The organism is Fundidesulfovibrio sp. YSD1 (assembly GCF_055397115.1).
Window position 1 is genome coordinate 932,159 of the sequence record NZ_AP043666.1, and the last position, 24,907, is coordinate 957,065.

22 protein-coding genes are annotated in these 24,907 nt (G+C 67.9%); 16 read left to right on the plus strand and 6 right to left on the minus strand.

Annotated features, from left to right (window positions below; genetic code table 11):
• The first annotated feature begins 50 nt into the window (after positions 1–50).
• The 8 genes from ACZ5V4_RS04450 (at position 51) to panB (ending at position 10,090) form a co-directional block, all read left to right on the plus strand.
• Positions 51–464 (plus strand): LexA family protein, encoded by a 414-nt coding sequence (locus ACZ5V4_RS04450; protein ID WP_464316965.1) that lies wholly within the window; start codon positions 51–53, stop codon positions 462–464.
• Positions 449–1,711, plus strand: a complete 1,263-nt coding sequence (locus tag ACZ5V4_RS04455) for a Y-family DNA polymerase (protein WP_464316966.1) — start codon at positions 449–451, stop codon at positions 1,709–1,711. Before ACZ5V4_RS04450 ends, ACZ5V4_RS04455 begins: the two co-directional genes overlap by 16 nt.
• A 290-nt stretch (positions 1,712–2,001) precedes the next feature.
• Positions 2,002–3,708, plus strand: a complete 1,707-nt coding sequence (gene ilvB, locus ACZ5V4_RS04460; protein ID WP_464316967.1) for a biosynthetic-type acetolactate synthase large subunit — start codon at positions 2,002–2,004, stop codon at positions 3,706–3,708.
• 115 nt (positions 3,709–3,823) lie between these two features.
• Positions 3,824–4,747: a DUF362 domain-containing protein gene (locus ACZ5V4_RS04465; protein WP_464316968.1), complete on the plus strand. Its 924-nt coding sequence runs from the start codon at positions 3,824–3,826 to the stop codon at positions 4,745–4,747.
• Between the two features lie 103 nt (positions 4,748–4,850).
• Positions 4,851–7,151, plus strand: coding sequence for a carbamoyltransferase HypF (gene hypF, locus ACZ5V4_RS04470; RefSeq protein WP_464316969.1), 2,301 nt, complete (start codon positions 4,851–4,853; stop codon positions 7,149–7,151).
• Positions 7,152–7,633: 482 nt separating this feature from the next.
• Positions 7,634–8,311, plus strand: coding sequence for a LexA family transcriptional regulator (locus ACZ5V4_RS04475; RefSeq protein WP_464316970.1), 678 nt, complete (start codon positions 7,634–7,636; stop codon positions 8,309–8,311).
• 236 nt (positions 8,312–8,547) lie between these two features.
• Entirely contained in the window at positions 8,548–9,171 is a 624-nt protein-coding gene (locus ACZ5V4_RS04480) for a LexA family transcriptional regulator (protein ID WP_464316971.1), read from the plus strand.
• A gap of 70 nt (positions 9,172–9,241) precedes the next feature.
• The gene (gene panB / locus ACZ5V4_RS04485) at positions 9,242–10,090 is read left to right on the plus strand and encodes a 3-methyl-2-oxobutanoate hydroxymethyltransferase (protein WP_464316972.1); all 849 of its coding nucleotides are present in this window, start codon (positions 9,242–9,244) and stop codon (positions 10,088–10,090) included.
• 20 nt (positions 10,091–10,110) lie between these two features.
• Here the strand turns inward: panB and ACZ5V4_RS04490 are convergent, their stop codons facing one another.
• On the minus strand, positions 10,111–10,497 hold the full coding sequence (locus ACZ5V4_RS04490) for a TraR/DksA family transcriptional regulator (protein ID WP_464316973.1): 387 nt from the start codon (positions 10,495–10,497) through the stop codon (positions 10,111–10,113).
• A 277-nt stretch (positions 10,498–10,774) separates the two neighbouring features.
• On the opposite strand from ACZ5V4_RS04490, the gene ACZ5V4_RS04495 reads away from it, so the two are divergent.
• Entirely contained in the window at positions 10,775–12,103 is a 1,329-nt protein-coding gene (locus tag ACZ5V4_RS04495) for a tetratricopeptide repeat protein (RefSeq protein WP_464316974.1), read from the plus strand.
• A gap of 171 nt (positions 12,104–12,274) precedes the next feature.
• A complete protein-coding gene (gene lgt, locus ACZ5V4_RS04500) occupies positions 12,275–13,069 on the plus strand; it encodes a prolipoprotein diacylglyceryl transferase (protein WP_464316975.1) in 795 nt (264 codons plus the stop codon).
• Positions 13,070–13,081: 12 nt separating this feature from the next.
• Here lgt and ACZ5V4_RS04505 read toward each other — a convergent pair whose 3' ends face one another.
• Positions 13,082–13,327, minus strand: coding sequence for a hypothetical protein (locus ACZ5V4_RS04505; RefSeq protein ID WP_464316976.1), 246 nt, complete (start codon positions 13,325–13,327; stop codon positions 13,082–13,084).
• Complete coding sequence (locus tag ACZ5V4_RS04510) at positions 13,324–14,112, minus strand: glutaminyl-peptide cyclotransferase (protein ID WP_464316977.1); 789 nt, start codon at positions 14,110–14,112, stop codon at positions 13,324–13,326. The genes ACZ5V4_RS04505 and ACZ5V4_RS04510 overlap by 4 nt, the downstream gene beginning before the upstream one ends.
• A 339-nt stretch (positions 14,113–14,451) precedes the next feature.
• Between ACZ5V4_RS04510 and ACZ5V4_RS04515 the strand changes: the two genes are divergently transcribed.
• The 3 genes from ACZ5V4_RS04515 to ACZ5V4_RS04525 all read left to right on the plus strand — a co-directional run bounded on the left by ACZ5V4_RS04515 (position 14,452) and on the right by ACZ5V4_RS04525 (position 18,057).
• Entirely contained in the window at positions 14,452–15,021 is a 570-nt protein-coding gene (locus ACZ5V4_RS04515; protein WP_464316978.1) for an outer membrane beta-barrel protein, read from the plus strand.
• A 142-nt stretch (positions 15,022–15,163) separates the two neighbouring features.
• A complete protein-coding gene (locus ACZ5V4_RS04520; protein ID WP_464316979.1) occupies positions 15,164–17,242 on the plus strand; it encodes a DEAD/DEAH box helicase in 2,079 nt (692 codons plus the stop codon).
• Positions 17,233–18,057 carry a L,D-transpeptidase family protein gene (locus ACZ5V4_RS04525; RefSeq protein WP_464316980.1) on the plus strand — a complete coding sequence of 275 codons (825 nt, stop codon included), beginning with the start codon at positions 17,233–17,235 and terminating at the stop codon, positions 18,055–18,057. The genes ACZ5V4_RS04520 and ACZ5V4_RS04525 overlap by 10 nt, the downstream gene beginning before the upstream one ends.
• A gap of 16 nt (positions 18,058–18,073) precedes the next feature.
• On the opposite strand, the gene ACZ5V4_RS04530 is transcribed toward ACZ5V4_RS04525, so the two are convergent.
• The 3 genes from ACZ5V4_RS04530 to ACZ5V4_RS04540 form a co-directional block, all read right to left on the minus strand.
• The gene (locus tag ACZ5V4_RS04530) at positions 18,074–18,526 is read right to left on the minus strand and encodes a cache domain-containing protein (RefSeq protein WP_464316981.1); all 453 of its coding nucleotides are present in this window, start codon (positions 18,524–18,526) and stop codon (positions 18,074–18,076) included.
• Between the two features lie 166 nt (positions 18,527–18,692).
• Positions 18,693–21,173, minus strand: a complete 2,481-nt coding sequence (locus ACZ5V4_RS04535; RefSeq protein ID WP_464316982.1) for a c-type cytochrome — start codon at positions 21,171–21,173, stop codon at positions 18,693–18,695.
• Position 21,174: 1 nt separating this feature from the next.
• Positions 21,175–22,233 (minus strand): hypothetical protein, encoded by a 1,059-nt coding sequence (locus ACZ5V4_RS04540; protein WP_464316983.1) that lies wholly within the window; start codon positions 22,231–22,233, stop codon positions 21,175–21,177.
• A 144-nt stretch (positions 22,234–22,377) separates the two neighbouring features.
• Here ACZ5V4_RS04540 and ACZ5V4_RS04545 point away from each other — a divergent pair, with 144 nt between their 5' ends.
• From ACZ5V4_RS04545 to ACZ5V4_RS04555, 3 genes are all read left to right on the plus strand, one after another.
• On the plus strand, positions 22,378–23,175 hold the full coding sequence (locus ACZ5V4_RS04545) for a type III pantothenate kinase (RefSeq protein WP_464316984.1): 798 nt from the start codon (positions 22,378–22,380) through the stop codon (positions 23,173–23,175).
• 34 nt (positions 23,176–23,209) lie between these two features.
• Positions 23,210–24,505, plus strand: a complete 1,296-nt coding sequence (gene eno / locus ACZ5V4_RS04550; RefSeq protein ID WP_464316985.1) for a phosphopyruvate hydratase — start codon at positions 23,210–23,212, stop codon at positions 24,503–24,505.
• A gap of 158 nt (positions 24,506–24,663) precedes the next feature.
• Positions 24,664–24,900, plus strand: coding sequence for a hypothetical protein (locus ACZ5V4_RS04555; protein ID WP_464316986.1), 237 nt, complete (start codon positions 24,664–24,666; stop codon positions 24,898–24,900).
• Positions 24,901–24,907: the final 7 nt, after the last annotated feature.

The window sequence follows — 24,907 nt, forward strand, 5'->3', positions numbered from 1 at the left end:
CCGACACATCCCGCTTGCCTTTTTGGTCGTGAAAAACTATACACGACGTCATGAGAACGCATACGCAGCCCCAGCTTCCCGGCACCGGCCCCTGCGCGGGGTTCCCCTCCCCCGCCCAGGACCACTCGGAGAACCGCCTGGACCTGAACGGGCACCTAGTCAGAAACCCGGCCGCCACCTACTTCGTGCGCGTGCGGGGCGGCTCCATGTCCGGGGAGGGCATCTTCCACGGGGACCTGCTGGTGGTGGACCGCTCCGTGGAGCCCCGGGCGGGCCACGTGGTGGTGGCCGCCGTGGACGGGGAGTTCGCGCTCAGGCGCATCGAGCGCCGGGACGGCGCGCTGGTGCTGGCCTCGGGCGACGCCTCCCGCCCGGACGTGCCCCTCGGCGGGGAGGACGGCGTGGAGATCTGGGGCGTGGCCCTCTCTGTCATCCACAGGCTGACGCCGTGCTCTACGCGCTGATGGACTGCAACAACTTCTACGCCTCGTGCGAGAAGGCCTTTGCCCCGGCCCTGGCGGGCAGGCCCGTGGCGGTGCTCTCCAACAACGACGGCTGCATCATCTCGCGCTCCCGGGAGGCCAAGGAGCTGGGCGTGCCCATGGGCGAGCCCGAGTTCAAGTGCCGCGCCTTCCTCAAGCGCCACGGCGTGGCCGTGTTCTCCTCCAACTACGCCCTCTACGGGGACATGTCCTCCCGGGTCATGTCCACGGCCGCCGGGCTGGTCCCGCGCATGGAGGTCTACTCCATCGACGAGGCCTTCCTGGACCTGACCGGCCTGCCGGGAGGCCCCGCGTCCGCCGCGCGGGAGATCGCCCGGGCGGTGCTCAAAGCCACGGGCATCCCGGTGTCCGTCGGGGCGGGCTCCACCAGGACCCTGGCCAAGGCCGCCAACAGGCTGGCCAAGAAGGACCCAGGCCACGGGGGCGTCCTCATCCTGCCCGAAGCCCCCGGCCCGCCCGAGGAGCACCTCGCGCGCCTGGAGATCGGGGACGTCTGGGGCATCGGGCGGCGCCACGCCAGGCGGCTTGGCGAACTGGGCGTGCGCACGGCCCTGGATTTCACGCGCCTGCCGCGCGAGACGGTCCGGAAGCGGATGGGCGTGTGCGGGCTGCACACGTGGCTCGAGCTGCGCGGCACGCCCTGCATCCCCCTGGACAAGGCCCCCGGGCCGAGACGGTCGGTGGTGTCCTCGCGCTCCTTCGGCCGCGCCGTGACACTCCTCTCCGAGCTGCGCGAGGCCGTGAGCTGCTACGCCGCCGGCGCGGCCCAGAGGCTGCGCGCCGGCAAGAACCTTGCGTCGCTGGCGCACGTCTGGACGCAGACCTACGCCGGGGCCGCTTGCGGGCGCGAAGGCTGCGCCTCGCACTGCCTGGCCCTGCCCCACCCCACTTCCGACACGCGCCTCATCGCCCGGCGCTGCCTGGAGGCCCTGGAATTTCTCTTCACCCCGGGGGCGCGCTACAAGAAGGCCGGAGTGATGCTCTCGGGCATCGAGCCCGCCGGGGCGCACCGGCTCTCGCTCCTCCATGAGCCGGACGGGCGCGCCGACAGGCTCATGCAGGCCCTGGACGCGGTCAACGGCCGCTGGGGCCGCGACACGATCTTCCAGGCCTCCTGCGGCCTCGGGCGGCCCTGGGGCATGCGCCAGGAGCACCGCTCCCCGCGCTACACCACGGCCTGGGCCGAACTGCCCGAGGCCGTGGCCTGATCTTCGGCAATCCTGCGCCCTCCCCGAAGCTCCTGTTGACACGCGGCCCCCGCAGGCGTAGGCGGACTCCATGCGCGACCTTACCGCCCGCAACGAAGTCCTCTCCAGCTCCATGCTAACCGTAGTACGCATGGTAGTTCTCGAGGCCGCTTCCAGCGGGGTCTGACAGGTTTACGCAAAATCCGTCCATGCAACCCCCGCCGGCGCGGCCCGCCAGCGGGGGTTTTCTCGTTTCCAAGCGCCAGAGCCTCCGCCGGACCGTCCGGAAAACAGACGAAGGAGGAGGCCACATGAGCACGACAGGCGCGCTCTACATCGTGAAATTCCTGGAAGACCGGGGCGTGCGCACCGTCGCGGGCATCCCCGGCGGGTCCATCCTGCCGCTCTACGACGCCCTGGCCGCACGCGGGACCATCCGCCACGTCCTGGCCCGCCACGAGCAGGGCGCGGCCTTCATGGCCCAGGGCATGGCGCGGCTCACGGGCCGCCCCGGCGTGTGCCTGGCCACCTCCGGCCCCGGGGCCACCAACCTGGTCACGGCCATAGCCGACGCCCGGCGCGACAGCGTGCCCCTGGTCTGCCTCACAGGGCAGGTGCCCCGCGCCATGCTCGGCAGCGAGGCCTTCCAGGAGGTGGACATCGTCTCCGTGACCAAGCCCCTGACCAAGTCGAGCCGCATGGTCGCGGACGCCTCCGAGCTGCCCCAGGCCCTGGCCCACGCCTTCGACCTGGCCGCGTCCGGCAGGCCCGGCCCCGTGCTGGTGGACATCCCCCGCGACGTGCAGGCCCAGGCCATGCCGGACGCCCCCTTCCCCGCCCCGGCCCGGGCCGAAGCAAGGCCCATGCCCGCCTGGGACGCCTCGCGCGCGGCGGCCATGATCAACGCGGCCAAGAGGCCCGTGCTGCTCCTGGGCGGCGGGGCCACGCGCGGACAGGCCCCGTTTCTGGCCAGGCAACTGGCCGAGAAGGCCTCCATGCCCGTGACCACGACGCTCATGGGCCTGGGGACCCTGCCCGCCGGCCATCCGCTCAACATGGGCATGCACGGGATGCACGGCCACTTCCAGGCCAACCGCGCCCTGGCCGAGTGCGACCTGCTCCTGGCCGTGGGCAGCCGCTTCGACGACCGCGCCACGGGCAGGCCCGAAACGTTCTGCCCCAAGGCCCGGATCATCCACGTCAACCTGGACCCCACGGAACTTGGGCGCATCAAGCGCGCGGACATGGCCGTCCCTGCGGACGCGGCCACGGCGCTCGAGGCCGTCCTTCCCTTGGTGGAACGCCGCCTGCGCGCCGAATGGCTGGAGCAGGCCGCGCGCTTCAAGGCCCGCACCCCCTCGCGCGGCCCGGCGTCCGGGCACGGCTGCGCCAGGGGGATCATCCGCGAGGTGGCATCCCACCTGGACCCTGACGCGGTCATCGTCACGGACGTGGGCCAGCACCAGATGTTCGTGGCCCAGGACTTCCCCTTCCAGGCCCCGGGGCGCTGGCTGACCTCGGGCGGGCTCGGGGTGATGGGCTTCGGCCTGCCCGCGGCCATCGGCGCGGCCCTGGCCGAGCCACACGCGCAGGTGGTCCTCTTCACGGGCGACGGCAGCCTGAAGATGAACGTGCAGGAGCTGGCCACCCTGGCCGAGACCGGGGCCAACGTGAAGATCGTCGTGCTGGACAACCAGAGCCTGGGCCTGGTGGTCCAGCAGCAGAAGCTCTTCTTCGAGGGCCGCCAGAGCGCGTCGAGCTTCGCGCGCGGGGCCAACTTCGCGGCACTGGCCGAGGCCTTCGGCGTGCCGGGAATGGACCTGGACGCCTGCCGGGACCGCAAGGCCCTCTTCAAGGCGGCGCTGGGGTTCCACGGCCCGGCGCTGATCCATACCCGCGTGGACAGGGCGGGCATGGTCTACCCCATGGTGGCCCCGGGCGGCTCCAACAACGAGATGCTCCACCACCAAGAGGAAGAAGAAGCCCGCGAACTGGCCGAAGCCGCGAACATGGGGTGAGACTTGGGGAGGCTGCCCGCCTCCCCACCCCCCTCTCCGCAGGGGGAGTGCCTCCCCCTGCGGGTCCCAGGGCGGAGCCCTGGCGATTCACGGGGCAAGCGTGTAGTCTCGCCCCATGACGAAGGACGTCTTCCTCTCCCGCCTGCCCGGCTACGACGACCCGAACCTTGACGAAACCTGCGCCCGCCTGCTGGAGGCCGCCGGATGCCGTCCCGCCCGTGGCGACGAGGTGCTCGTCAAGCCCAACCTGGTGGCTCCGGCCAACACCGCGCTCTCCTGCACGCACCCGTCGGTGGTGCGCGCGGTCTGCCACTACCTGGCCGACTGCGGGGCGCGCGCCGTGGTGGGCGACTCCCCGGCCTTCGGCACGGCCCGGGTGGTGGCCCGCGCCTGCGGGCTTAACCGGGCGCTTTCCGGGCTCCCCGCGCGCGTCGTGAACTTCTCCTCACCGCGCCAGGTGGCGCTCGAAGGGGGCGGGTCCGTGGGCGTGGCCGCCCAGGCCCTGGACGCCTCGCTCATCGTGAACGTCCCGCGCTTCAAGGTGCACGACCAGATGCTCCTCACCCTGGCGGTGAAGAACTTTTTCGGGGCCGTGGCGGGCTTCCGCAAAGCCCTCGCGCACCAGACGCGCGGCGGGCGAGGCAATCGCTTCGAGAGCATGATCCTGGACGTCTGCCTGGCCTTGCCGCCCTCGGTGAGCCTGGTGGACGGCGTGGTGGCCATGCACGTGCACGGCCCGGCCAGGGGCGAGCCCTTCGGGCTGGGGCTCCTGGGAGCGGGCGCGGACCCTGTGGCCCTGGACGCCTCGCTGCACGCGGTTCTGGGCCTGGCCCCGGACGCCTCTCCGCTCGGGCGCGAGGCCGCCCGCCGGGGGCTGGCCCAGGGCGCGGCCCATCCCTGGCTTTCGCCAGGGGATTTCGACGCGGCCGGGTTCGTGCTGCCCGCGCACCTCGACCCCGTGCGCTTCGAGGCCCGGCGCTTCGTCCGGGGCAGGCTCAGGAGCCTGTGCGCGCGCCTGCCCTGGAACGCGAGCAGGTAACCTCGGATGGCGGCGCCTCCTCCTACTGTTGGACGGCTCTTTGCCGTCAAGGAATTCTGTGTTATCATACAACGATATGCACTCCATCCAACGTGACCGGCACGTGATCGTAGGCCGGGTCCAGGGCGTCGGCTTCAGGCCCTTCGTCTACCGCCTGGCCCTGGAGTTCTCCCTCACGGGCTTCGTGCTCAACTCGCCGGAAGGCGTGGTCATCGAGGTGCAGGGAAGCCGGGAGGACCTTGACGGCTTCGCCCGCGACCTCGTGGCCACCCTGCCGCCGCTGGCCATGATCGTGGAGCACGCCTGGAGCGCGGCCGAGCCGGTGGATGGAGAGGAAGCCTTCGAGATCCGCAAGAGCACGGCCGGCAAAGGGCACCACGTACTGGTCAGCCCGGACATGGCCACCTGCCCGGACTGCCTGGCGGACATGGCCGACCCCGAGGGGCGGCGCTACCGCTACCCTTTCACCAACTGCACGAACTGCGGACCGCGCTACACCATCACCAAGGCCCTGCCCTACGACCGCGCGGTCACGTCCATGGCCTGCTTCCCGCTGTGCCCCCAGTGCCGGGCCGAGTACGACGACCCCCTGGACAGGCGCTTCCATGCCCAGCCCAACGCCTGCCCGGCCTGCGGCCCGAGGCTCTGGCTCACGGACCGCAAGGGCAAGGAACTGGCCCAGGGCCAAAAGGCCATTGAGAGGGCGGCCAAGGCCCTGCGCAAGGGCTCGATCCTGGCAGTGAAGGGCCTGGGCGGGTTCCACCTGGCCTGCGACGCGCTCGACCACGCGGCCGTGGCCGCGCTGCGCGCGCGCAAGCGCAGGCCCTCCAAGCCCCTGGCCGTGATGGTCCCGGACCTGGGGACGCTCTCACTGCTGGCCGGCGTGGGCCCTGAGGAAGCCGCGCTGCTCGAAGGGCGTGAGCGGCCCATCGTCCTGGTGGACCTGAAGCCCGGCTCCCCTCTTTCGCCGGACGTCTCCCCGGACACGGACCAGTTGGGGGCCATGCTGCCCTACACGCCGCTGCACCACGCGCTCTTTTCCGCGTTGAAGGACGCGTCGGACGCCCCGGCCGTGCTGGTGATGACCAGCGGCAACCTGAGCTCCGAGCCCATCAGCCTGGGCAACCGCGAGGCCCTTGCCCGCCTGGGCTCCATCGCGGACTTCTTCCTGCTGCACGACCGCGACATCCTGGTGCGCACGGACGACTCCGTGGCGCGCTTCCTCAAGCCGCAGGGCGCCCCTGCCAGGATGCAGTTCCTGCGCAGGGCCAGGGGCTACACGCCCTCGCCGGTGTTTCTGCCCTCCAAGGGGCCGAGCGTGCTGGGGGTGGGGCCGGAGCTCAAGAACACCCTCTGCCTGACCAAGGGCGACCAGGCCTTCCTGAGCCAGCACGTGGGCGACATGGGCAACCTGGAGACGGCGGCCTTCCACCGCGAGGTGGCCGCGCACCTGGAGCGCATCCTCCAGGTGAAACCCGAGGCCGTGGTGGCGGACAAGCACCCGGACTACCTCTCCACGCGCTACGCCCTGGAGGAGAGCGGCCTGCCCGTGATCCGGCTCCAGCACCACTTCGCGCACGTGTTCGCGGCGCTGGCCTCAGGACGCGCCAGGGGGCCGGTACTGGGCATCGCCCTGGACGGCTCCGGGCTTGGCGACGACGGCACCATCTGGGGCGGAGAATTCCTCTACGTGGACCCGAAGGACCTGACGCTTGCGCGCGTGGGCCACTTCTCCCCCGTGCGCCTGCCCGGAGGCGAGGCCGCGGTGCGCCAGCCGTGGCGAATGGCGGTCTCGTACCTCCAGGCCCTGGGGCGCGACCCTCTCTCGCTCGGCCTCGAGTGGCTTCGGGGGCGCGAGCAGCAGGCTGGACTGGTGGCCGCCATGGCGGAGAAAGGGCTCAACAGCCCCGTGACCACGAGTTGCGGCAGGCTCTTCGACGCGGTTGGCGCGCTCACCGGGCTCACCCTGGAGACGAGCTACGAGGGCCAGGCGGCCATCCGCCTGGAGCACGCCCTGGACCCGGCCGAGAAGGGGGCCTACCCCTGCCCGTTCTCCATGGGGCAAGGGCCTGGCCTGTTGGATACGCTGACCCTCTTCAACCATGCCGCGAATGACATATTATGCGGGGCCAGTGCATCCGCCGTGAGCGCCCGCTTCCACAACGGCCTTGCATCCGGACTCGCGCAAGCCGCCAAGAGACTCTGCGATCATTTGGGGACCAAGCAAGTTGCGTTGAGCGGAGGAGTGTTTTTAAATAGAACAATGTCGGTTATGCTCCCCAAAATCCTCGACGGACTTGGGTTGGAAGCATTAATGCATGAGCACGAACCGCCTGGGGACGGATGTATATCCCTTGGCCAGGCTTTCTACGGACAGCTGAGGCTTTTGCGTGGTTTCATCTAACGAGCCTATTGGGAGTCGTTCGCGACAACACCAACGAAGGCGCATTTCATCGGCACAACCCATAACTTTCGACAGGAGATCTTGTTCGACACGTGAACGATCCTTCTTCTTTTTATTTCAATGATTTTTCTTCAATTGAGAGCGCATTTTACGCGACACTCTCCCTCTCAGGGAGGGAAACCCTACTTTTTTTGCTTGCGCTCCCTCGAATTCAAGATATAGCGTAGCCCTACGTCAGGATGTGACTCTGTATCCGGCCAGCCTCAAGCCATAAACGGGCCGGAAACGCCAGCGGCCTCGCATCCTGCCGGAACTTCACGCGTTCGCGCCGGAACGGGGCCAGAGACCCGCGCCGAGAAAGATGATGCGATGTGGCTGTTCAATTCGTCGTTCAGTCGTATTCTTTTCATAAGTAATGCGCGTTCGCGGCATCTGGTCAAACGGGGCGCTCCAGGACTTAGCCCGGAGCCAAGAGGTGAATCATGTACAGCGCTTTCGATGAAGCATTGGATCGCATCAAGCGTGCCACCGGCGCGCGGACCCAGGTAGATCTCGCGGCGATTTTGGGCATCCGCCAATCCAGCATCTCCGACGCCAAACGCCGTCAATCCATTCCCGCCGACTGGCTGCTCAAGCTGTACCGCAGCCACGGCCTCAATCCTGACTGGATCACCACCGGGGAAGCCCCCCAGGTTCTTCGCGAAGGCATGGCCTTGCCTGTCGGACTCATGGAGCCCGGCGCGGGGTATTCCTCCGACAAGCCCAAGTCCCGCACCGTGACCGTGAGCTCCATGACCCAGGTCATCGCCGAAGACGGCTCCTTCCAGGAGAAGCCCGTCGAGATGCTGGCCATCCCCGAGCCCTTCGTCTGCCCAGGCCTGACCGTGCTCAAGATGGAGCACAAGAACATGGACCCCATCCTGCGCCGGGGGGCCTACATCGGCGTGAACAAGGACCAGCGCCAGCTGCGCTCCGGCGAGATCTTCGCTGTGTCCGTACCCAACGAAGGCCTGGTCATCCGCAGGCTCTTCAACGACTTCGAGAACGAGCGCGTGATCCTGCGCAGCGAGAACCCCGACTACAAGGACGAATCGCTCCCCGCCGCCGTGATCACCGGCAACATCGTCGGCCGCGTCTGGTGGGTGCTCCAGGAACTCTAGGCCTGATTCATCCAAGGATTCACCGAGAGCCGCCCCCGCCAGGGGGCGGCTTTTCTTGTTCTGAGACTATTCAATATTAAATAACGACATTTCAAGCCTCAGTCATTTTCTACGAGAACCAGGATTATCACCGCTTCTTTACCGGCTAACAAGATATCTTGCGCTTCGTCTTAGCCGATGATAGGCTCTTTCTTGGCGTCAAGCTATATAGGTTTACGCAAAGGAGAGTGAGGGTGATGCCTTCCGGTCAATCCAGAAACGGCAACGCCGCCCCGCAACAGGGGGCCGTCAACGAGTTCACCACCGGATTCGAACGCATCAGGGCCGCCCTCGGCATCGACACCCAGCAGGAGCTCGCCGGAATCCTCGACATCCGCCAGTCGAGCATCTCGGACGCGAAAAGAAGGGGGGTCATCCCGGGCGAATGGGGCATGAAGCTTTTCAGCAAGTACCGCCTGAACCCCAGATGGGTCTACGACGGGCTGCCCCCGGTATTCCTGCGCCCCCAGCAGGACCTTGGCGCGCACAGGGAGCGCGCACAGGAGGGCTCCTTTTTGCTCAAATACCGCGAGGATGCACTGGTCGCTGTCCGCGTGGAGGACTCCTCCATGGAGCCCGCCATCGGCAAGGACTCCTTCGTGGGCCTGGACACTGCCGACACGTCCCCGCTGCCCGGCGTCGCCTACGGCCTGGAGCTGCCCCTGGAGGGCATGACCATCCGGCGCATCGAGACGGACGAGCAGGCCGGAACGGCGCTTCTCGTGGCCGACAACCCCACGGTGCCGCCGCAGCGCATGCCGCTCGCGGAATGCCTCGGGCGCGTGAAGGGCCGGGTGGTCTGGGTCATGTGGAGGATCTGAGGAGCGGGTGAAAGACAAGCGCACACGTTTAGGGTATGCTTCCTTCCCCATTCGTACCGAGGGAGGAGCGATGGAAACCAAGCGTTTCACCGCGCCGGACGCGGCAGCGGCAAAGGGAAACAGGAAACTGGCGGTGATCACCGCCTACGACGCGGGCCAGGCCGTCATCGCGGAAAAGGCCGGTGCGGACATCCTTCTGGTCGGCGATTCGCTGGGCATGGTGGTTCTGGGGCTGCCGGACACGCTCGGCGTGACCATGGAGGACATGGTCCACCACACGCGCGCCGTGTCGCGCGGGGCGCGCAGGGCCCTGGTCCTGGCGGACCTGCCGTTCATGTCCTACCAGGCCGACGTGGCCGAGGCGGTACGCAACGCGGGCCGCCTGGTCAAGGAGGGCGGCGCGCAGGCGGTCAAGCTGGAAGGCGGCCGCGCCGTGCTGCCCCAGGTCCGGGCCATCGTCCAGGCCGGGATACCCGTCATGGGGCACCTGGGGCTCACCCCCCAGCACGTGGCCGCGTTCGGCGGCTTCAGGGCCCAGGCCAAGACGGCCGGGGCGGCCAAGGCCCTCCTGGAGGACGCCGTGGCCCTGGCCGAGGCCGGATGCTTCGCCATGGTCCTGGAGTGCGTGCCCGAGCAGGTGGCCCGCGTGGTGACCCAAGCCGTCTCCGTGCCCACCATCGGCATAGGGGCCGGCCCGCATTGCGACGGCCAGGTGCTGGTCTTTCACGATCTTCTGGGGCTCTACGGCTCCTTCAAGCCGCGCTTCGTCAAACGCTACGCCGAGCTCGGCGAGCAGGCCGTCCAGGCCCTGTCGGAGTTCGCCGACGAGGTGCGCTCCGGCGCTTTCCCAGGTCAGGAGCACTCCATCGCCATGGAGCCGGACGAGCTCCGGGCCTTCCTGAAGCCGGCCGGGGACTGAACCGGGACGCGCCCCGGACGTCAGGCCTGCACGAAACCGGACGCCGCGCCCGCGCGCACCCGGAGGTCCTCCTCGCGCAGGGACTGGCAGTGCACGCACAGGGTGGCCATGGGCTGGGCCACGAGCCTGGCCTCGGAGATGTCCTCCCCGCACTCCTCGCAGACGCCGTACTCGCCCGCCTCGATGCGGGCCAGGGCTTCGCGGATTCCGGCCAGGGCCTGGCGGTCGCGCTCGCGCATGAGCAGGGCGAAGTTGCGTTCGGATTCCATGGCGGCCCGGTCGGCGATGTCCGGGGGCAAGGTCTCCTCGCCGGCCATGTCGTCCATGTGCGTGCGCATCTTGGCCTGGGTGCGCTCCATCTGTTCGGCGAGGGTGGCGGAAAGCGACTGAAGCTTCTTGGCGTCCATGGTTCGCTCCTGCTTGTTTTTTCCTGCCGGGCGGGCTAGGCGTCCGGCCCGGCCGGTCCTTTTCTGCCCGCTATGCTCTGCCCCGTCCCGGTTGCCGCACCGTTGCGCGCCGGTGACAATCGCGTTTCGGGCAGCCGGGCGGGATTTCATGCGGGACCCTTGCTTTTTTCCCTTCACCCTTTATAAAGTTGCTGGTGCATAAGCCCACCCTGTGTGCGGCCGTCCGCTCCATCAGGAAGTAACCGGTAATCGAGAGCCGACGGACGGAGGTTCAGGCATGAAACCCAAGGTGTACGACGAGGACGTGCGCGAGTTCGTCATCAAGCAGAAGGGAGTGTTCCTCGTCCTCTCCCACGACCCCCACTTCAACAAAAATCTGCGCAGCACACTGTTGCGCCATCTGCATATCAAGGACGACTGCGTCTTCAACGTCGTCAATCAGGATCAGCTCCAGAAGGAGTTGCGTCAGCTCGTCAGCCAGGGACGCCGGATCCTCTTCTTCGTCGAGCGCGAGATCAACGGGAAATACTGTCACGAGCTGGTGCAGTTCCTGAACAACCAATACCCCGAGGTCATGGCCGTGGTGCTCACGGGCGAGGTGGCCCGGGAGATCCTCATCTACCTGCACGAGATCGGGGCCAGCAACGTGATCACCAAGCCCATCTCGGCCGACATGCTCATCGAGAAGATCGCCTTCACGGTGAAGCCGCGCGGCCAGTTGGGCGAGCTGATCGAGACGGGCAAGAAGCTCAACGACAACGGCAGCTACGAAGAGGCGATAGCCATCGCCAGCAAGATACTGGAACTCAAGCCCGGAAGCCCGGCCGCGCTTCTGCTCCTGGGCGACAGCTACAAGTGCATGGGCAAGATGGAGGACGCGCTGAACGCCTACCTGGAGGCCTCGCGCAACGGCAAGCTCTTCCTGGACCCGATCAAGAAGCTGGCCGACCTGCACAAGGTCACGGGCAACATCCGCGAAGAGACCAAGTACCTCGAGAAGCTCGACAAGCTGAGCCCCCTCAACGTGGAGCGCAAGATCAGCATCGGCGACAACTACATGGCCCTGGGCGAGCAGGAAAAGGCCGTGGGCATCTTCGACGACGCGGTCAAGCTGGCCACCAAGGAGGCCATGGCCCAGGTGGGGCGCGTCAGCCGGGCCATCGCGGAGCGCTGCCTGACCAGCGCCCCGGAGATCTCGGAGAAGTACCTGCGCCAGTCCCTCGAGGCCAAGCGCGGCATGCTGGACAAGTCCGACATCGACACGTTCAACCGCCTGGGCATCACCCTGCGCAAGCAGGGCAAGTGGGACCAGGCCATCGAGGAATACCGCAAGGCCGCCAAGATCGCGCCCAACGACGCGGGCCTGTTCTACAACATCGCCATGGCCTACAGCGAAGGCCGCCAGTTCCAGGACGCCTTCAACTACCTGGACAAGGCCCTGCGCCTGAACCCCGAGCTCTGGGCCGCCAACGAGACCGTCTGCTTCAACATCGCCATGGTCTACCAGCGCGCGGCGCGCAAGGAGTTGGCCGTGGACTTCCTGCAGAAGGCCCTGACCATCAACCCCGGCTTCGAGCGCGCCAAGGCAATGCTGCGCGAAATGTAGGCGTGAAGGATCGCGCGGGCACGGAGCGCGAAGCCCCATGCCCGCCCCTTGCCCGGAAAAAGCCCTGAAGCCGCCCTCTCCCGGCGCTTGCGCCGCCTCCCCGGCGGGTGTATTGGCGGCGCGAAAAGCGCGGCTTGCCCCGCCACATCCCCCAAAAAGGCGCAACGACGCATGATCGTCCATCCGAATATCGACCCGGTGGCCCTGAACCTCGGCCCGCTCCAGGTGCGCTGGTACGGCCTGATGTACCTCTTCGGCTTCTCCGCTGGCTGGCTTTTGGCCCGGCGCAGGGCCGCGCGGCCGGGCTCGGGCTGGACCCCGGCCATGGTGGACGACTTCATCACCTGGTGCGTGCTGGGGTTGGTGCTGGGCGCGCGCCTGGGCTACGTGCTCTTCTACGACCTGGCCTCCTACGCGCGCGATCCGCTGGCCGTGTTCCAGGTCTGGCACGGGGGCATGAGCTTCCATGGCGGGCTGATCGGGCTTTGCGTGGTGGTCTTCTTCTTCGCGCGCAAGCACAAGAAGACCTTCCTCCAGATCGGCGACTTCCTCTCGCCCCTGGCCCCTCCGGGGCTCTTCTTCGGACGCTTGGGCAACTTCATCAACGGCGAGCTCTGGGGAGCGCCCACCACGGCGCCGTGGGGCGTGCTCTTCCCCGAGGCCAGGGCCGGAGGCGTGGCGCGCCACCCCTCCCAGCTCTACGAGGCCGGGCTCGAGGGGATCGTGCTCTTCGCCGCGCTCTGGGCGTACTCCTCGCGCCCGCGCCCTTCCGGGGCCGTGACCGGGCTCTTCCTCGCGCTCTACGGGTTCTTCCGCTTTCTGGTGGAATTCGTCAGGGAGCCGGACCCGCAGCTGGGGTACCTGGCATTCGGCTGGCTGACCATGGGGCAGCTTCTCTCGCTGCCCATGATCGCCGTGGGGGCGTGGCTGATGGCGCGCGCGTACCGCAAGGCCCGCGCGGCATAGCGGGACGGGGCCCTAGCCTTCCTTCTGCAGGGGGATCAGCGAGAACTCTCCGCACACGTCCTGGGCCTGCGTCTCGGGCCAGACCGCCACGAAGGTCTTGCCGCGCAGGGACTCGATGTTGTCCACCAGCGGGCGCGGAGCGTGGCGCTTGCAGTACCCCCACTCCCCCTTGGCCATCTCCTCGGGCGGGCAGTAGCGGTTCTCGCTGGGGATGGGCCCCTTCCAGTAGCGGCAATTGCGGCAGCGTGCTTTCTTCATTGTGCGGGCAGCCCCTCCAGGGCCAGTTCGAAGATGTTCGGCCAGAGTTTTCCCGTGACGTAGAGCCTCTTCGACGCCGGGTCCCAGGCCATGCCGTTGAGGTCCGACTCCTCGGGCAGCGTGCCCAGCCCGGCCCGCAGCCCGGAGCAGTCGATCCAGGCCGCCACCTCGCCCGTGGCCGGGCGGATCACGGCGATGCGGTCCTCGTGCCAGACGTTGGCCAGAATGAAGCCTTCCGCCCACTCCAGCTCGTTCAGCCTGTACACCGGCCTGCCGCCGTCTGTCACTGCCAGGGTGCGCAGCGCCTTGAACGTGGCGGGGTCGCGCCAGACGAGCACGTTCGAGCCGTCGCTGCTGACCGGCCCCAGGGGTGTGGACGCCAGGCCCCAGCCGTCGCGGTCCAGGGGTAGGGTCCCCATGGGCTCCAGGGTGGCGGCGTCGAAGACGAACACCACGCGCGACTTCCAGGTGAGCTGGTGAAAACGGCCGCCCCACAGGGCCAGCCCCTCGCCGAAGTACTCGGAGGGCAGATTCCTGACGGCGGCCACCCGGCCCGTGCGCGGCTCCACCTTGCGCAGGGTGGAGCGGCCGTTTAGCCCGGTGCTCTCGTAGAGCCAGCCGTCCGAGTACACGAGCCCCTGGGTGAACGCGCCGGGGTCGTGCGGCAGCACGGCAGTGACCGTGAAGCCTACCCGCCCCGCATGGGCCCAGGAGGCCAGGCAAAAAAGCGCGGCCGCCAGGGCGGCTGCGCATGCAAGCGCCGGGTGCTTCAAACTCCGTGACATCGTTTCGGATTTCCTCTTGCGGGCACTGTTCCGCGCGCCCGAAGCGTCGGCTCTAGCGCACCATGCACCGGCAGCACAAGTGCGCGAAAGCCGCACCGGGGAATAAACGCGCCAGCGGGACTGATGGCCGTAGTCCGTCCAAAAGAAGAACAGGGACAACCACTTGCATCGCATGCCTACCATTAATTCAATGAAATGCGTTATTTCTCCATGCGGCGGCCTTGACTGCATCCCGGCGATGAACATTTTTTAACGATAAGTTTAGGGGGCGCTTTTGACATCGGTCCCGGCTGTGCTATAAATGCCCGCAACTGGAATTTCCAGTCGAAGGAGGAAACCATGACCACGTTTTTGAAAAGGACCCTCGTTCTGGGCCTCGTTCTGGCTTGCGGGCTTTCCGCGGGCCTGGCCCAAGCCAAAACCCTGGAAGCCGGAACCTTCTACCTGGAGCCGAAGGTCGGCATCTACGGCAACTCCAACAGCCGCATCTCGTCCATGTTCAGCTATGGAGCGGAGGCCGGGTACTTCTTCATCGACGGCCTTTCCGTGGGCTTCGAGGGCCTCGGCTACGTCATCACCCAGAAGCGCAACCCCCAGTGGTCCGGCAACGGCAACTACGAAACCGTCAGCGCGTTCAGCCCCATCGGCATCGTGCGCTACCACTTCATCAACGAGGACAAGTTCTCCGTGTTCGCTGGCGTCGGCCTGGGCGGCTTCTTCTCCCAGGTGAAGGTGCCCCGCAACGGCTACTACAACAACCTGACCGAGGTCGTGGAGGCGGGCATGAACGTCTTCCTCACCGACCACGCGAGCATCCAGCTGGCCGGGCGCTGGCAGCACATCGGCGAGTTCTCCAACAAGGGCTCGGACAACTGGGGCGGCAACCTGGCTTTCAAGTACGCCTTCTAACGTCATCCGCGAGGCCTGCTTTCGCCCGCGAAAACCACAGGCCCTCCTTCAGGAGGGCCTTTTTCTTTTGCGGGAAAGCCTGTACACCTCTGCCCGGCGCCACGGCGCACGGCCTCAAAGATCATACCCAACCAAGGCAACCATGGACAACACAACAGGCACTCCACAATCCCCCGAAGAGTTCCAGACCCTCATCGAGCCGGAGGCGTCTCTGCCGGAAATCACCGCCGAGGACCTCCCCGAAGCGCTGCGCCAGGCCATGGCTCGCGCCGGATGGAGCGCGCTGATGCCGGTGCAGGCCAAGTCGCTGCCGTACCTGCTCACGGGCCAGGACCTCATGGTCCAGTCCCGCACGGGCAGCGGCAAGACCGGGGCCTTCGTCATGCCCATCATGCACCTGATGGACGCCTCCTCGGCCCAGACCCAGGCGCTCATCCTCTGCCCCACGCGCGAGCTCGCCAAGCAGGTGGCCGTGGAGGCCGAGACCCTCTTCGGCGACACCGGGCTCACCGTGGTCCCGGTCTACGGCGGAGTGGGCTACGGCCCGCAGACCGACGCCCTGCGCGCGGGCGCGCACCTCGTGGTGGGCACCCCGGGGCGCATCCTGGACCACCTCCTGCGGCGCAACTTCACCCTGGACAACCTGAAGGTGCTCGTCTTCGACGAGGCCGACAGGATGCTCTCCATCGGGTTCTACCCGGACATGAAGGAGATCAAGCGCTACCTGCCCAAGCGCCGCGTCTCCACGTTCCTCTTCTCGGCCACGTACCCGCCCTACGTGCTGCGCCTGGCCGAGGAATTCATGGACCAACCGAATTTCCTCTCGCTCTCGGCCAAGCAGGTGCACGTGGCGGACATCCTGCACGTCTACCACGAGGTTTCGGGGCTCGACAAAGACCGCTGCCTCGTGCGCCTGATCGAGATCGAAAACCCCACCTCCGCCATCATCTTCTCCAACACCAAGGCCAACGTCCACTACATCGCGGAAGTGCTCAAGGGCTTCGGGTACGACGCGGAGGAGCTCTCCGCCGACCTCTCCCAGGCCAAGCGCGAAGAAGTGCTCGCCCGCCTGCGCAAGGGCAACCTGCGCTTCCTGGTGGCCACGGACGTGGCCGCGCGCGGCATCGACGTGCCCGAGCTCTCCCACGTGTTCCAGTACGAGCCGCCCGAGGACCCCGAGTCCTACGTGCACCGCGCCGGGCGCACCGGCCGCGCCGGAGCCTCCGGCACGGCCATCACCCTGGTGAACATCATGGAGGAACTGGCGATCAAGCGCATCGGGCAGCGCTTCGGCATCGACCTGCTCAAGAAGCCCGCGCCCACGGACGACGACGTCTCGGCCGTGGTCTCCGAGCGCCTCACCGCGCTCCTGGAGGCCGAGCTGCGCCAGATGCCGCCGCTCAAGAAGGTGCGCCTCCAGCGCTTCCTGCCCCTGGCCAAGGACCTGGCCGCCACCGAGGACGCCTCGCTGTTGGCCATGCTCCTGGACGAGCGCTATCAGGCCACGCTCCACGCCCTCCCGCCGCAGCCCGAGGGCGCGCCCGAGGAGCCCAGGCGCGAGCGTGACCGTGACCGTGACCGCGACCGTGATCGCGAGCGCAAACCGCGCCGCGAACGCGAACGTGACCGTGAGCGCGAACCCAGGCGCGAGCGTGACCGTGACCGCGAAGCCAAGCCCCGCCAGGCCCAGGCTCCCCGCGAGGAAGCCCCCGCCCGGGCAGAACCTTCGGCTCCCGCCGACGAGGCCCCGGCCGAGTTCCTGGAGGCCCCCGAGCTTCCGGAAACCGCGCCCGCCGGCCCCGACGCCCAGGCCGCTGCCGCCGACGAGGGCGAGCAGAAAAAGAAGAAGCGCCGTCGCCGCCGCCGCAAGAAGAAGCCTGCGGGCGAGGGCGGCCAGTCCGTCGCGCCAGCCGGGGAAGCGCCCGAGAGCGCCGGGGACGAGGACGACTACGCCGACGACGACTACGGCTTCCACTCCGTTTCCGTGAAGCCCGCAGCCAAGGCCAAGCCCGCTCCCGCCGAGGAAGCGCCCGCCGGGGAGGCTCCCGAAGCCGAAGCGGCCGGGGAAGACGAGGCCAAGCCCAAGTCCCGCTCCCGTTCGCGCTCGCGCCCCAAGTCCAAGGCCAAGCCCAAGGGCGAAGCGGGAGAGGCCCAGGAGAAGGAAAAGGCCCCGGCGATCGAATACAAGCCCGACGAGTACAAGGGCATCGAGTGGGATTAGCGCCCGCTCTCCCGCACGCCCTCTCCGGCATCCAAGGCCCCCTGTCCGCGCCCGCGCGCGGCCGGGGGCCTTTTCGCGCGGCCTGGCTTCTCGCGCTGGCCCTGGCCGCTGGCGCGTTCTTCGCCGCCCCGGCGGCCGCGGACGTCCTGGCCGAAAGCTCGCAGGCGATCCTCGTCACCGCCAAGTCCTGGGATTCGCGGCGCGGGGAGATGCGGCTCTTCGAGCGCGCCCCGGGCAAGCCCTGGAAGCAGCGCGGCAAGGCCGTCACGGTGGAGCTTGGCAAGAACGGGCTGGGCTGGGGACGCGGCCTGGCGGACAACGGCCAAGGAGACGGCCCGACGAAGCGCGAGGGCGACGGCAAGGCCCCGGCGGGCGTGTTCGCCCTGGGCCGGGCCTTCGGCTACGCCCCGGAGGGCTCGCGCCGCCTGAAGACCGGCTACATCCAGGTGACGCCCGGCCACGAATGCGTGGATGACCCGGCCTCGGCCAGGTACAACAGCGTCCTGGACGCCTCCGGGATCGACAACCGGGACTGGCGCAGCTTCGAGGTCATGCGCCGCCGGGACCGCCAGTACGAGCTCGGGGTGATCGTGGAGCACAACACCGCGCCCGCGGTGCCCGGGGCCGGATCCTGCATCTTCCTGCACGTGCGCGAGGCCGCGGGGGCCTACACGTCGGGCTGCACGGCCATGCCCCTGCCGGAGCTCGAGCGCGTGGCCGCCTGGCTGGACGCGTCGAGGAAGCCCGTGCTCGTGCAGTTGCCGGTTGGTGAAATGAGGGGGTTCGCCGGGCGATACGGCACGCCCGTGTATTGAGGGATTCGCGGCCGCGTCAGGGCAGATACGCCCCGCAGCCGATGAGCAGCCCGTCCACCTTCTCCATGTACATGCTCTTGTTCTCCATCATGCGCGTCATGGGGTTGACGAACTTGTAGTTCTGCCAGAACGAATCGTATTTCCTGCCGAGCTCCACGCGTTCGCGCACGAACAACTTCCCTTCCGGGTCGCGCATGTCCAGCAGGTTGACCCCGATCTGCCTGGGATTCGCCCCGTGCGCCAGGCAATTGCCTTCCAGATCGTAGACGACGATGTACAGATCCCTGTCCGTGAAAGGCCCGCCTCGCGTGTTGAAGGCCGCGAAGGCCTTCTCCCTGCCTTCATTCCGGTAATAGTCCACCGCCCGCTTGACCAGAGCCACGGCTTCCTCCCGGGTTCCGGGATTCTGGGCCCATGCCGCCGAGGCGATGGCGGCGACGATGTACAGCGCGGCAAGGAGTTTCTTCATGGCGGTTCTCACGCAGGGAGTATCGGCCGTCACCCCAACAACAATAGGGGTGCCCATGGGTTGTGGATAAACATCTTCCGCGAGCGTCCGTCAAGAAGGAGCGGCCCAGGCCTTCCGGCCTGGGCCGCACTGGAAACGGGAATCCCTGGCTGCGGACGCGTCCGCCCTACTCCACGCCCATGCCGGGATGGTGCGCGGCCGCGTCCATGTCCACGGTGTGGCAGGCCTTGCAGTTCTTTGCGCCGCCCAGGGTCATGGCCTTCTTCTGGTACTGCAACGGCTGGAGCACGTCGCGGTCCTTCCCGTAGGGGTTCCGGGCCGGATAGACCGCGTGGGCCGCGCCGTGGCAGGAGGCGCAGGTCAGTGAATCCAGGTCGTCGCGCTTGGACTTGAAGAGCTCCTTCTCACCGGCGGTCCAGGCTCCGAAGGCCTGGTCGTTCTGGGGCGACTGGTAGCCCACGTGGCAGGTCAGGCACTTGGGTTCGTTCACCCAGGGCTCGCGCCCCGCGGGCATGGAGCCGGTCGGCTTGATGAGCGCCGCGAGCCTCGCGGCGGAAGCCACGCCGCGTTCCTTTTCGCGCACCAGCAGCGAGAGCGCGTGGTCCTCCATCTTGCCGTGGCAGTTGGAGCAGTCGAACCCCGCCGCCGCGTGGGGATCGCGGAAAGCCCGCGTGGCGCCCTTGGGGTCGGTGGGGTGGCACATGTTGCAGGCCTCGCCCCCGCGACCGGCCATGTAGACCGCGTGCAGGCCGTGCACGGCGGCCGAGAGGTTCATGGCCTGGCCGGACTTGCCGTCGTGGCAGGACCGGCAGTCCACCTGACCGGAGGACTTGGCCAGGGCCGTGAGGCTCAGGCGGTCGTGCGCCTTGAGCACGTCCTGGGCGGTCTGCGGCGAGATGCCCGCCACTTCGCGCTTCCAGGGACCGCCGTGGCAGTTCCTGCAACCGAGCTCCGTGGAGACGGGCAACACCGCCTTGGTCTCGGCCAGGAGCTTGCCCGAGGCGTCGTGCGCCTGGACCACGGCCACGGGATAGGGCTGGAAGCCGCCCGCCGCGTAGGGCGAGACCTTCACGCCCTCGGCGCGGAAGGCCCGGCCCGAGGGGTTCAGGCTGCCCCCGGCCTGCCCGTCCACGGAGTAGGTCAGGGTCACGTTCTCGGTGACCAGTTGGGGCGAGGCGTCGCGACGGATGAGGTACGCGGTGACGCCCTGGGTCCCGATGCCCAGGCTGAAACGTCCGTCGGCGTCGGCCAGCAGGTTGACGCCCTTGTCCGCCACGGCGGTGAGCACGTAGGGGGAGGTTTTCTCGTCGAAAGGCGGTACGGACTCCTCCACCTGGGCGATGGACACTTCGGGCGCGGGCTTCACCCCGTGCAATCCCTCGGTGAGGTAGGCGGCCAGGGCCTTCTTCTCGGCCTGGGTGCCGAAGAAGGGGGGCATGTACCGGCCGACCTTGCCCATGCCCGTGAGCAGCGACTCCATGCCCGAGGCCGTGTACTTGGCCGAGCGGGGCAGGATGTCCAGCATGGGGCCGCCCGTGCTGTGGCAACTGGCGCATTGCAGGAAGAACAGTTCGCGCCCGGCCTCCAGGCGGTTCTCGCTCGTCACGGCCTTCACCTTGGACCACTTGGCCTTTGGCAGCACGCCGGTCTCGTCCAGGCCCTTGGCCTGGGAGACCAGGATGCCGCTCGAGTAGATGTAGCCGGTGATCAGGTACGGCCTGCGCGCGGCCTCGCGCATGTACTCGAAGGAGCCGATGAAGAGAAACGACGCGGCCAGGGTCAGAGTGGCCACGATCCTGGCGGCCTTGCGCGGCAACCCCCCGGCCAGGAGCGCCCCGCCCGCCAGCACGGCGGGGACCACCCACCAGAACACGCGCATCCCGGCGGCCACCTCGGGCGAGCGCCCCAGCGCCAGGGCCTGCTGCTCGGGCGAGAGCACGGCGATGTGCCACCACCCGGCCAGCACCACCACGGGCAGGGGCAGCACGGCCCACAGCGAGCAGAAGCGCGAGAGGCTCCTGCGCTGGCCCTCGTCCGGAACTCCCTGGGCGGTCATCAGCCCGAACACGCCCGCGAGCACGGCCGCCAGGCCAGCGCGAAACACCAGGCCCGGGGCGTAGGTGGGGTTGAAGAACCCGTCCCAGTAACGCCTGGTCTCCAGCCAGTCGCCCGGGGTGAGCATGTAAGAGATGAAGCCCTGCACGATGGCCAGGGAGGCGAACGCGAAGGCGAAGTAGAGCCAGGCGAGTATCAGCCGGCGCCGCGAGCGCTCGGCCTCGAAGGAGCGCATGTAGGTGAGCAGCGTGACGATCTCGGCCAGGAAGAACGTCCACTCCGTGGCCCAGCCGAGCACGAAGAAATGGATCAGGGCAGAGGTGGCCCCTGGCGCGCCGATGGAGATGGAGAACCAGATGCCGACCCCCGTGAGCCCGCCCACCACCATGGTGAACACCAGGAAGAACTTGGCGTAGCGGCGCAGGTAGTCCTTGAGGCTTGTCAGCCCCAAACGCTGGGTCCTGGTCTCCATCACGGCGATGAAGAGCCCGCCGCCCACGGCGAAGTGGGCGATGAATACGTGGATGGTGGCCACCAGGGCGATGAGCAGGCCCCCGCCCCAGAAGTTCCAGTGGAGGATGGGATATTCCATGCTACTTCACCCCCTTGGGGTCGGCCTTGGGGTGTTTCGCGGCCCAGACCACCACGATGAGCGACAGCGCGAAGCAGCCCAGGAACATGGCCACCGTGGACGGCTCCGAAACGACCGGCAACGAGGACGCGTCGAAGTGCGGGGCCAGGTAGAACTGGCGGAGCATCCCGCGCATGGCCACCATCAGTCCCACGGTGAATACCAATGCCCCTGCCGAGGCCATGAGCCTGCCCTTGAAGGCAAGCGCCGCCGTGGCCGCCGCTCCAGCGATCCCGGCCACGAGGTGCCCGGTGGCCACCGGGGCCGCGCCCAGGAAGGGCGCGAGCACCTGGGGCGGCAGGGCCAGGAGCCACCAGAGCCCGAGCAGGGCCTGGACCACCGTGGCCCAGCCGAACACGGCCAAGCCCTCGCTCTTGAGCGCCCACCCGCCGGGGTCGGAACGCTTGGCGCGCCCGTGTCCGATCATGGCCAGGCTCAGCCCCCCCACGGCCACCGAGGCCGTGACGAAGTGCAGCCAGCGCGGGACGAGCGTGGCGTCGCCCCAGGCGGTCATTGTTCCCGAGGGGTTGTCGAAATAGCCCGCCCAGAGCTCCGGGCGCACGAGCAGCACGGCGTTGTGCGTCTGCACCAGGGTGGCGTAGATCATGAGGAGCCCCATGCCCGCCCAGACCGCCGTGCCCGGCCCCTTGCCCGCGTGCAGGGCGTACTTCTGGCGGTAGGCCAGGCCGTAGGCCGCCATGACCGCCAGCACCAGGCCGAACCAGTACACGCCCATGAGCGTGGAGCTGACGTAGAGGAACTGGCCGTAGAGCACCTGCACGAAGAGAAGCGGCGCCACCCCCGTGTTCACGGCCAGGGCCGCGATGTTGGGCACCAGCCCGGCCGTGCGCCCGAGCCCGTGCGAGGGCCTGAGCGAGCGCGCGAACCCCAGGAGCGTCAGCCCCAGCATGGCGTTGACGAGCAGGATGTGCACCGCGAAGGTGACGTCCAGCAGAAGCCTGAAAAACCACGGCGCGGCCGGAATCGAATCCGCCGCCGGTATCAGCGCCGACGCGTCCATGATCCCCCCTCTTGACTCTTGCGTGAAATGCTTGTGCCCCACTTGAGGCGTATCAGCTTTTCAAGGCCTGGAAAATAGTCTACTTAAGGTCGTCTTTGCCTTATCTTCCATTCCCGGTGCGCCAAAGCGCGCGCGGAGACGCACATGGCCCTTCTTTTTTTCGACATCGGCAACACGAACATCAAAATTGGCCTCTACCGCCCCGAGGCCGGGCTGTCCTCCTACGTGCTGCCCACGCCGCGCTCCAGCACGGCCGATCAGCTCGGGCTGGACCTGGCAGCGCTGCTCGCCCGCGAGGGCCTGGACCCCGCGAGCCTCACGGCCATCCTGGCCGTGAGCGTGGTCCCGCCCGTGAACCCCATGCTGCGCCAGGCCTGCAACCGCTTCCTGGGCCAGCCCCCGCGCTTCGTGCCCGAGGACGTGCCCGTGCCCCTGGAGAACCGCTACGAGCGCCCCGAGCAGGTGGGCGCGGACAGGCTGGTGGCCGCCTACGCGGCCAGGCGCGCGGCCACGTCGCACTGCGTGGTCAGCGTGGACTTCGGCACGGCCACAACCTTCGACGTGGTGCGCGGCTCGAGCTACCTGGGCGGGCTGATCTGCCCGGGCGTGCTCTCCTCGGCGCGCGCCCTGGCCCAGGACACGGCCAAGCTGCCCCAGATCGACCTGGAACCCGCCTCGCTCAAGCTGACCATCGGGCGCTCCACCGTGGAGAGCCTGAACCAGGGCCTGCTGTTCGGGTTCGCGGCCATGGTGGAGGGGATACTCGACCGCCTGGAGGACCACCTGGGCGAACCCGTGACCGTGGTGGCCACGGGCGGATTCGCCGCGCAATTGGCGCGGGTCTGCCCCGCCATCGCCAACGTAAGGCCCGAACTTCTTCTCGACGGCCTGCGTCTCGTGTATGAAGAGGCGGCGAAGGGCAGCCCCCGCCGCCATCGCTAGAATAAGACAACGATCATCCCCAAAGGAGAAAATCATGAGCACCATCGCTGCTGTCTGGGCTAGGGAAATTCTCGACTCGCGCGGCAACCCCACCGTGGAGGTGGAAGTCACCCTGGATTCCGGGGCCGTGGGCCGCGCGGCCGTGCCCTCGGGAGCCTCCACCGGCACCCGCGAGGCCCTGGAGCTGCGCGACGGCGAAGAGGACCGCTACGGCGGCAAGGGCGTCTCGCGCGCGGTGGAGAACGTGCAGGGCGAGATCGCCGAGGCCGTGGTGGGCATGGAGGCCCTGCGCCAGACCGCCCTGGACAACCTGATGATCGAGCTCGACGGCACCGAGAACAAGGGCCGCCTGGGCGCCAACGCCATCCTGGGCGTGTCCATGGCCAACGCCCGCGCCGCGGCCAACTTCCTGGGCCTGCCGCTCTACAACTACCTGGGCGGCGTCAACGCCAAGGTGCTGCCCGTGCCGCTCATGAACATCATCAACGGCGGCGCGCACGCCCCCAACAACCTGGACATCCAGGAGTTCATGATCGTGCCCGTGGGCGCGGACACCTTCGCCGACGCCCTGCGCATGGGCGCGGAGACCTTCCACGCGCTTAAGAAGATCCTGGCCAAGGACGGCCACATGACCGCCGTGGGCGACGAAGGCGGGTTCGCGCCCAACCTGAAGTCCCACGAGGAGGCCTTCGAGTACATCATCAAGGCCATCGAGGCCGCCGGGTACAAGCCCGGCCCCGAGATCGCCCTGGCCATCGACGCCGCCTCCTCGGAATTCTTCAAGGACGGCAAGTACGCCTTCTCCGGCGAGAACCGCGTGTTCACCTCCTCCGAACTGGTGGACTACTACATGGACATCACCCGCAAGTACCCGGTGATCTCCATCGAGGACGGCTTGGCCGAGGGCGACTGGGACGGCTGGAAGATCCTCACCGACAAGCTGGGCGACACCATCCAGCTGGTGGGCGACGACGTGTTCGTGACCAACCCGGACATCCTGGCCGACGGCATCAACGAGGGCATCGCCAACTCGATCCTGATCAAGCTGAACCAGATCGGCACAGTCACCGAGACCCTGGACTGCATCGAGATGGCCAAGCAGGCCGCCTACACCACCGTGGTCTCGCACCGCTCCGGCGAGACCGAGGACTCCTTCATTGCGGACCTCTCCGTGGCCGTGAACTCCGGCCAGATCAAGACCGGGTCGCTCTGCCGCTCGGACCGCCTGGCCAAGTACAACCAGCTGCTGCGCATCGAGGAGGAGCTGGAGGACGAAGCCCTGTACTACGGGCCGGTCATGGCCGCCCAGTGGTTCGACGAAGAGGAATAGGCAAGCAATCGCCCGAGCCTTCGAGGGGGGAGCTTGGCTCCCCCCTTTTTCGTGGCCTCCCGGCCGCCCCGGGCCCTTTTTCTGGACAATCCCGCCGGTTTGCAGGATATGCTTGTGTTGAACCGTATTCAGGGCAGCGCAAACAAGGAGGCAAAGCCATGGCGAAGGACAACGCCCGCAAGGTGCTCGGAGTGACCGCGGCCGTGTTCGCCCAGATGGGGCGCATTTCCAAGGAAGAGGCGATGGAGATTTCCGGCCTGGACGCCGGCGCTTTCGAGGAGGCCTTCCACAAGGCCCAATCGGCCGAGGCCGAGCTCAAGGCGTCCAAGAAGGAGCCCAGCTTCTACGACATCGTGTCCAAGGCCGCCGCCGACTACATGAGCGGCATCCGCTAGATGCCGC

What these genes read in the sequence shown, in the direction of transcription:
- ACZ5V4_RS04450 (WP_464316965.1), top strand. Translation starts at nt 51, where the DNA reads ATGAGAACGCATACGCAGCCCCAGCTTCCCGGCACCGGCCCCTGCGCG.
- ilvB (WP_464316967.1), top strand. Translation starts at nt 2,002, where the DNA reads ATGAGCACGACAGGCGCGCTCTACATCGTGAAATTCCTGGAAGACCGG.
- ACZ5V4_RS04465 (WP_464316968.1), top strand. Translation starts at nt 3,824, where the DNA reads ATGACGAAGGACGTCTTCCTCTCCCGCCTGCCCGGCTACGACGACCCG.
- ACZ5V4_RS04475 (WP_464316970.1), top strand. Translation starts at nt 7,634, where the DNA reads ATGTACAGCGCTTTCGATGAAGCATTGGATCGCATCAAGCGTGCCACC.
- ACZ5V4_RS04480 (WP_464316971.1), top strand. Translation starts at nt 8,548, where the DNA reads ATGCCTTCCGGTCAATCCAGAAACGGCAACGCCGCCCCGCAACAGGGG.
- panB (WP_464316972.1), top strand. Translation starts at nt 9,242, where the DNA reads ATGGAAACCAAGCGTTTCACCGCGCCGGACGCGGCAGCGGCAAAGGGA.
- ACZ5V4_RS04490 (WP_464316973.1), bottom strand. Translation starts at nt 10,497, where the DNA reads ATGGACGCCAAGAAGCTTCAGTCGCTTTCCGCCACCCTCGCCGAACAG.
- ACZ5V4_RS04495 (WP_464316974.1), top strand. Translation starts at nt 10,775, where the DNA reads ATGAAACCCAAGGTGTACGACGAGGACGTGCGCGAGTTCGTCATCAAG.
- lgt (WP_464316975.1), top strand. Translation starts at nt 12,275, where the DNA reads ATGATCGTCCATCCGAATATCGACCCGGTGGCCCTGAACCTCGGCCCG.
- ACZ5V4_RS04505 (WP_464316976.1), bottom strand. Translation starts at nt 13,327, where the DNA reads ATGAAGAAAGCACGCTGCCGCAATTGCCGCTACTGGAAGGGGCCCATC.
- ACZ5V4_RS04510 (WP_464316977.1), bottom strand. Translation starts at nt 14,112, where the DNA reads ATGTCACGGAGTTTGAAGCACCCGGCGCTTGCATGCGCAGCCGCCCTG.
- ACZ5V4_RS04515 (WP_464316978.1), top strand. Translation starts at nt 14,452, where the DNA reads ATGACCACGTTTTTGAAAAGGACCCTCGTTCTGGGCCTCGTTCTGGCT.
- ACZ5V4_RS04520 (WP_464316979.1), top strand. Translation starts at nt 15,164, where the DNA reads ATGGACAACACAACAGGCACTCCACAATCCCCCGAAGAGTTCCAGACC.
- ACZ5V4_RS04530 (WP_464316981.1), bottom strand. Translation starts at nt 18,526, where the DNA reads ATGAAGAAACTCCTTGCCGCGCTGTACATCGTCGCCGCCATCGCCTCG.
- ACZ5V4_RS04535 (WP_464316982.1), bottom strand. Translation starts at nt 21,173, where the DNA reads ATGGAATATCCCATCCTCCACTGGAACTTCTGGGGCGGGGGCCTGCTC.
- ACZ5V4_RS04540 (WP_464316983.1), bottom strand. Translation starts at nt 22,233, where the DNA reads ATGGACGCGTCGGCGCTGATACCGGCGGCGGATTCGATTCCGGCCGCG.
- ACZ5V4_RS04545 (WP_464316984.1), top strand. Translation starts at nt 22,378, where the DNA reads ATGGCCCTTCTTTTTTTCGACATCGGCAACACGAACATCAAAATTGGC.
- eno (WP_464316985.1), top strand. Translation starts at nt 23,210, where the DNA reads ATGAGCACCATCGCTGCTGTCTGGGCTAGGGAAATTCTCGACTCGCGC.
- ACZ5V4_RS04555 (WP_464316986.1), top strand. Translation starts at nt 24,664, where the DNA reads ATGGCGAAGGACAACGCCCGCAAGGTGCTCGGAGTGACCGCGGCCGTG.